This is a genomic window from Thermogutta sp., assembly GCF_039793925.1.
Classification (GTDB): domain Bacteria; phylum Planctomycetota; class Planctomycetia; order Pirellulales; family Thermoguttaceae; genus Thermogutta.
The window spans coordinates 23602-30383 of sequence record NZ_JBAMME010000232.1 but is presented as its reverse complement, the minus strand read 5'-3'; the positions used below and the strand labels follow the sequence as shown (position 1 = coordinate 30383).

5 protein-coding genes are annotated in these 6782 nt (G+C 56.0%); 1 reads left to right on the top strand and 4 read right to left on the bottom strand.

Going from position 1 to position 6782, the window contains the following annotated elements; all coding sequences use genetic code 11:
• Positions 1 to 215: 215 nt before the first annotated feature.
• The 3 genes from ABJK56_RS10350 to leuC all read right to left on the bottom strand — a co-directional run bounded on the left by ABJK56_RS10350 (position 216) and on the right by leuC (position 3206).
• The gene (locus ABJK56_RS10350) at positions 216 to 860 is read right to left on the bottom strand and encodes a DUF2760 domain-containing protein (RefSeq protein WP_347244593.1); all 645 of its coding nucleotides are present in this window, start codon (positions 858 to 860) and stop codon (positions 216 to 218) included.
• Positions 861 to 1071: 211 nt separating this feature from the next.
• Positions 1072 to 1665 carry a 3-isopropylmalate dehydratase small subunit gene (leuD, locus tag ABJK56_RS10345; RefSeq protein WP_347244592.1) on the bottom strand — a complete coding sequence of 198 codons (594 nt, stop codon included), beginning with the start codon at positions 1663 to 1665 and terminating at the stop codon, positions 1072 to 1074.
• 116 nt (positions 1666 to 1781) lie between these two features.
• Positions 1782 to 3206 (bottom strand): 3-isopropylmalate dehydratase large subunit, encoded by a 1425-nt coding sequence (gene leuC, locus ABJK56_RS10340; protein WP_347244591.1) that lies wholly within the window; start codon positions 3204 to 3206, stop codon positions 1782 to 1784.
• Between the two features lie 516 nt (positions 3207 to 3722).
• On the opposite strand from leuC, the gene ABJK56_RS10335 reads away from it, so the two are divergent.
• Positions 3723 to 5387, top strand: a complete 1665-nt coding sequence (locus tag ABJK56_RS10335; protein ID WP_347244590.1) for an alginate export family protein — start codon at positions 3723 to 3725, stop codon at positions 5385 to 5387.
• Between the two features lie 172 nt (positions 5388 to 5559).
• Here the strand turns inward: ABJK56_RS10335 and bioB are convergent, their stop codons facing one another.
• Positions 5560 to 6678, bottom strand: coding sequence for a biotin synthase BioB (gene bioB / locus ABJK56_RS10330; protein ID WP_347244589.1), 1119 nt, complete (start codon positions 6676 to 6678; stop codon positions 5560 to 5562).
• Between the last annotated feature and the right edge of the window lie 104 nt (positions 6679 to 6782).

The following is a 6782-nucleotide window of genomic DNA, read 5'->3' as shown; positions in this document are numbered from 1 at the left end:
GCATCTTTTTGGCCAGCACGATCCATTTCCTCTTCATGGAGCACCACGGGCGTGCCTTTTCGGGACGTGTCTCGTGACGACGTGCTTGTCAAATTAATTGTTCGAAGGTTCTTAATCGAGTTCGTTTAATTGGGAGCCCCAAGCGTGCGCCTCCGCAAGTTATGCAAAACGGGCTCGAGGCAAGAGATAAATGGAAAGGTCCACAGAATACGAAACTACGCGCCACCGACTTCTATTTCGGCCGGGGCAATGATTCGAAGCGAAGTTTCCGTGCCCGTCCAGACAGGAAGTCGGCACTCCGTTGCCTCCCAACCATGATGCGTAACCCGCCCCCGATAAGGGGGACCACCGTGAACGTTTCCGACCAGCCGAATCCTCCCGGTGTCAAAGCCGTCGGGAACAAGGTATTCGGTCCCTTCTGGAGCATCAATGGCTGGGCGAATCGCGAAGAGCCTTTCCAAAACGGCCGCACAATCTCTATGGATATCCCGGACAGCCGCGCCGATCTGTGCGTCACTGTACCCACTCAGATCCTCTTTGATGAAATCCACAAAGCGCGCCTCGCGTTGAAGGGTTTCCAAGAGAATCAATGCCTCGCTCTTGACAACCTTCTCTGGAACCCGCTTCAGCGGCGGAACCGCAGGTTTTGGAGTCGCCGCCACCGCGGACTGAACCTCTTGCTGCGCCTCACCGGGGCGACGCTTTTCTAATAATTCCCGCACCCGGCGGGCCGTCTCCCTGTCGAAAAGTGTCGCGAAAAAGATCCGAATTGCATCCCAAATGGCCATGATTTGCCTCACGTACCGTCGGAACTTGGAATACTCGCTTTCGCAAAGGTACTGCCCCGGGAGTCCACGCATGCTCCCATTCCCGGCTCTCCAGACGCGCAAAACACGCTCTCAAGATTAGCGAAATACTGCGTATTCTATCACACCATTCTATTCAGTGGTTGCCCAACGAGATCCTCCCCTGCTCTCCCCTCGAGTGACGGGCAACCCGTCACACCACAACGCTTGCCGAGTCGCCCAAAACGCCAGCGACAATGCCTCCCCGGTCCGCTGCTGACCAGCCCTATGCGATTCCATGGGCTTTTTCATAAGCCGTGATTTTGTCCTCGTGCTGCAACGTCAAGGCGATGTCGTCAAGCCCTTCGAGAAGACATTTCCTTCTGAATGGGTCGATGTCGAAGGTTGCGTGAAAGCCTTTGCGATCGGTAACGACGCATCGTTCCAGGTCCACGGTGAGGCAATAGCCCGGTGTCTCGGTGCATCTCCGAAATAGCTCCTCGACCAGGGACTCATCGAGCCGGACCGGCAGAAGGCCATTTTTGAGGCTGTTATTGTAAAAAATGTCAGCGAAGCTCGGCGCAATGATCGCCCGGAAACCGTAGTCCACGAGCGCCCAGGGTGCGTGTTCGCGGCTTGATCCGCAACCGAAGTTTCGACGTGCCAGGAGAATTGTAGCCCCCTGGTATTCGGGTCTGTTCAAAATGAAGTCGGGATTGGGTGTCCCATCTTCGAGGTACCGCCAGTCATAAAAGAGGAACTGGCCGAAACCCGTGCGCTCAATCCGTTTCAGGAACTGTTTCGGAATGATCTGGTCGGTATCCACGTCTGAACGATCAAGGGGCACCACCAATCCTGTATGACGCACGAATGGCTGCATTCCTGTGACTCCTCTCTTTCACAAATCAAACACCATGGCTTTGAAGAATCGGTTGAACGCGGTGGCTGACCCGCAGAACGGTGCTCCAAGACGTGGCGTTTAGCAGACCGGCATCATTACCGATAGTCCCAGGCTCTGATATCCACGAATCGTCCGGCAATTGCCGCAGCAGCCGCCATGGCGGGTGAAACCAGGTGCGTTCTTCCCCCTCGGCCCTGTCGCCCTTCGAAGTTGCGGTTACTCGTCGATGCGCAGCGCTCCCCAGGCTCCAAGCGGTCGGGGTTCATCGCCAAGCACATGCTGCAACCGGGTTCCCGCCATTCGAAGCCAGCGTTTTTGAATATCTTGTCCAGACCTTCGGCCTCCGCCTGTCTTTTCACTAATCCACTCCCCGGCACCACCAGAGCCTGGACGTGGTCGGCAACGCGATATCCCTTGGCGACCGCAGCTGCTGCCCTCAGGTCTTCCAGTCGTCCATTCGTACATGAGCCAATAAACACTTTGTCGATGCGAATCTCCGTCATCGGTATGCCCGGCTCCAGGCCCATGTACCGGAGCGCGTCTTCGGCCGCCTTGCGCTCTACAGGGTCCCGAAAATCCCGGGGATCGGGAACCTTTGCCGTGATGGAAACTACTTGCGCTGGATTAGTTCCCCAGGTGACCTGAGGCTCAATGTTGTCGGCGAAAAACACCTCCACGCGATCGTAAACGGCCCCAGGATCGGTCCGCAGATTCCGCCAGCGTGCGACCGCCCGCTCAAAAGCGGCATCTTTCGGTGCGAAAGGTCGCCCACGAAGATAAGCAAACGTCGTCTCGTCCGGCGCAATCAGTCCCGACCGTGCGCCGGCCTCGATTGTCATATTGCACACCGTCATCCGCTCTTCCATGGTCAGCCGCCGGATGACCTCCCCGGTGTATTCGATGCAGTATCCGACACCTCCCCGTGTTGTCAGTCTTCCGATGAGATAAAGGATCAGGTCCTTGGCCGTGACACCTCGAGGTAATCGCCCTTCCACTCGAACCTCGAAAGTCTTGGGCTTTTTTTGCAGCAGTGTTTGTGTGGCCAGAACGTGTTCCACTTCACTGGTGCCAATTCCGAATGCCAGGGCTCCAAAAGCCCCATGAGTAGCCGTATGGCTGTCGCCACAGACGATTGTCATTCCTGGCTGAGTCAGGCCGAGCTCAGGGCCTATGACATGCACGATTCCCTGCTCGACGCTGGTGATATCATACAAGCGAATGCCAAACTCCTGGCAGTTTCTGCGGAGAGTCTCGATTTGCTGGCGGGAAATGGGATCTGCTATCGGGAGCGACCGATCTGTCGTCGGCACATTGTGATCTACAGTCGCCACCGTCCGTTCCGGCCTGCGGACCCGCCGACCAGCCAATCGTAATCCCTCAAAAGCCTGCGGACTGGTAACTTCATGCACCAGATGCAGATCAATGTAGAGGAGGGTCTGCCCCCCCTCATCGGTGTGGACAACATGATCGTCCCAAATCTTCTCGAAGAGGGTCCGAGGTCCGTTAGCAGAAGCAGTCATCGGGCACGTCCGAAATCGAGTCTTCTCTATGGCTATTTAACCTCACCGCACGTTTTCACATTCGCTTCATTCTATCAAAGATGGCCACGCCGCGGGAGTTTCTAACTCCCTTGGACAAGCCATGACCACCAACAAGTGGCAATCCAGAAGGCCAAAACTGATTAAGCGGCCGTCCGTGCATTAGATACCAATTCTGAAGGGGAGCAATCCACAAATAACGGGTATTGCTTTTGCTAGCGCGCCGCTTGCCTGACACGGTTTCTTGCCACTCGTTGCAGCCGGTCCGTTCCCTCATCGAATCAGCTCCGCCACCCTGTTGTTACCCAAAAACTGTTTGGCAAACCTGGCAAAAAAGACAAAAGAGTACTAACGGTGCCAAACGAGTCGAGTAAGCCGTGATAGCTGGCCGACGAAGGGGCTGGGGGCCGCGGTCATTGAGCGCTTGCTGGCCTCTCGAAGTCTCCGTCCGAGTTGGCAAGCCCCTTATGCGTCCCAGCCTGGTAGGGCAGATGACTCGTGTCTCAGTGCGGAGTTTTGCCGTATGACTCAGGGTTTTTACCGCGATTCTTGTTTTCGCTTGCTATAGCGAACGGCCTGGCGGCGATCAGCCTTTCACAGGAACCAGTTCTGGTCTTTCCTGAACAACTCGGAGGAGCGCCTTCCAAAGTGCTTGCCCCCGATTGCGATATCCCCCAGCTCAGCGGGGCAAAACTCGCTCCAACTACCTTCGAAGACGAACGCGAGGCCGCCACGACATGGATCGAGGAACCGATTTCTGGGCCGGTTCAAGAAAAAAATGGAACGCAAAGCTCCGAGGTTAAAGAAAACGCAACGGGCGCAAAGCCCCAGCCACGCTCCTCCTCCGGTGTTCCGCCCAGACCGCCTAATCCCTACAAAGGTGTGTTCTACGAAAATGATTTCTCTTACCTCGATAAGCCCGACAACCCATACTTTTACCTCGGTGATGCTCTCAAGCGGAATCGTTTGGGAAACTGGGGAATTCTAGACGTCGGTGGAGAATACCGCCTGCGACAGCACAATGAGCACATCCTAACCCGTGACAATAACTTCTTGCTCCAAAGGACACGGATTTACGGCAACCTCCATGTGGGCGAGAGGCTCCGGGCTTACGCTGAGGCCATCGATGCGACGAGCGCTTGGGAGGACCTCCCCCCGCGGCCGATCGAGGAAAACCGCTTTGATGCCCTCAATTTGTTCGCCGACGCTAAAATTCTCGACGCCGACTCCGGTGATCTCTGGTTCCGCGGAGGACGCCAGGAACTGCTCTACGGCAACCAAAGGCTCATTTCCCCCCTGGATTGGAGCAACACGCGACGTACTTTCGACGGTGTTAAACTGTTCTGGCGGGGCGAGCGCTGGAAAATCGACGGATTCTGGACCCGACCGGTTCCCTTCTCTCAGCACATAAACAACGACCACAATTTCGACCACCCCGACCTGGACCAGGAATTTTACGGCGTTTACATGACCCGCAAGGGTAGCTGTGATCAAACGCTTGACCTCTATTACCTCGGCTACGCCAAGTACAGTGATCCGAGACCCTTCAAAACCCACACTTTCGGAAGTCGCTGGGAAGGAAAGCTCGATCTTTGGCTATGGGAAATCGAAGGTGCCTATCAGTTTGGTGACTATGGCCCCGCGGACCACTCTGCAGGCTTTTACACACTCGGATTGGGACGAAAGCTGGCGCGACTCGGTTGGGAACCAACGCTTTGGTTTTACTACGACTGGGCTTCAGGAGACGAGGATCCCAGCGACGGGCATCACGAAACGTTCAACCAGCTATTTCCTCTCGGTCACAAATACTTTGGCTGGATGGACCTTGTGGGCCGCCAGAATATCCAGGATTGGAACCTGCTCCTAACAATGAAGCCCCATCCCGCGTGGGAATTCGCGTTTTGGTGGCATACGTTCCGGCTTCAAGAATCCCGCGACGCCCTCTACGACGCAGGTGGCAATGCTATCCGGCAGGACCCTACCGGTGCAGCGGGACGTGATGTGGGCAGTGAAGCCGACATCACTGTCCGCTGGGCTTTCCATCCGCGGGCCGACGTCTTGTTTGGATATTCCCACCTCTTCCCGGGACGGTTTCTCAAACTCACACCTGGCGGCGGGGATCAGAGCGATTTCTACTACACGCAGCTCAGTGTGAGATTCTGATCCCGGCGCCGAACAACTGTCCGGTTGGGGAACCCAAACCCGACGATGCGTGATTCACCGCAGCCACACGAGTGAATGACCGGCGGTGAGCCTTGACGGTATTCCACCAGGTTCCAAGGGCCCATTGCACGGTTTTGTCGGAAAACAGCACTCAGTGGGACTGAAATGGCTGTTACGTCGCCGCAGTGGGCGAGGCGTCCTCGCAAACCGCTGCCGATTCACCGTGAACGACTTGTTCTATCTCGAATCCCAGGGCTGTAATCATTCGATAGTCTTCTTCCGGCGGCTGGCCTTTTGTGGTGAGATAGTCTCCCACGAAGATGGAGTTCGCGACAAACAACCCCAAAGGCTGAAGGGGCCCGAGGTGGATCTCTCTCCCGGCTGCAATTCGCAGATCTGAAGTGGGCGTCGCGAAACGAACGAGCGAGAGCACTTTCAGGCAATGAATGGGTGACGGCGCGGGCCGACCCTCCAGCGGCGTGCCAGCGATTGGGATAAGAAAGTTAATCGGCACGGATTCCGGCCGTAATTCCCCCAGCGCAAGAATAAACTCAATGAGGTCGTCCTCACTTTCTCCCATCCCGATGATTCCGCCGCAGCACAGCTCAAGTCCGGCCTGACGTGCAGCCCTCAGTGTCGCCAATCTGTCTTCGTACGTGTGAGTCGAACAGATTTCCGAATAAAAACGGCGGCCCGTGTTCAAGTTGTGATTGACCCGGTCCAGTCCAGCCTTCTTGAGGGCTTCCGCCTGGGCCAAGGATAAGAGTCCCGGCGAGAGACAGACCCTCAATGGAAAACGTTCTTTAATCTGGCTGATCGTCCGGCAAAGCCTTTCCATCTCGCGAGGATTCGGGGATCGTCCGGCGATCGCGATACAGTATGTCGAGGCCTTTCTTTCCACAGCGGCCGCCGCCCCTGCGAGGATAACGTCCTCATCCAGCAGCGGATATTTCGCGATGCTGGCGGTCGAAACTTTCGACTGAGAGCAATAGGCGCAGTCTTCGCCGCAGAGGCCACTTTTCGCATTGATCAGCATATTGAGCCGCATTTTCATCCCGTGAAAATGCCGGCGAACGCGGTAGGCTGCGGCCAGAATCTCGAGAATGGCTGTGTCGGGCAACCTTAAAATCGCCCGCGCTTCATCAGCCGCCAAACGGTGGCCAGCGATTATCTCATCGCTTAGACGAAGAAGTGCATTTGCGTCCAACTGAGCGTCAAAAGTCACACTCTGACCAACCCGACGATTACCATCCACTTGTGGTGAAAATACTTCTGGCACTTGGAAGGGCACAGCAACCTCCTTGGAAAGGTTCCATGTCATGATAAGGTCGCACACTATTGCACGGCGAACTTCAATCGACGCTATTTTACGCACAAACCGGCGCAGGCCAAGTC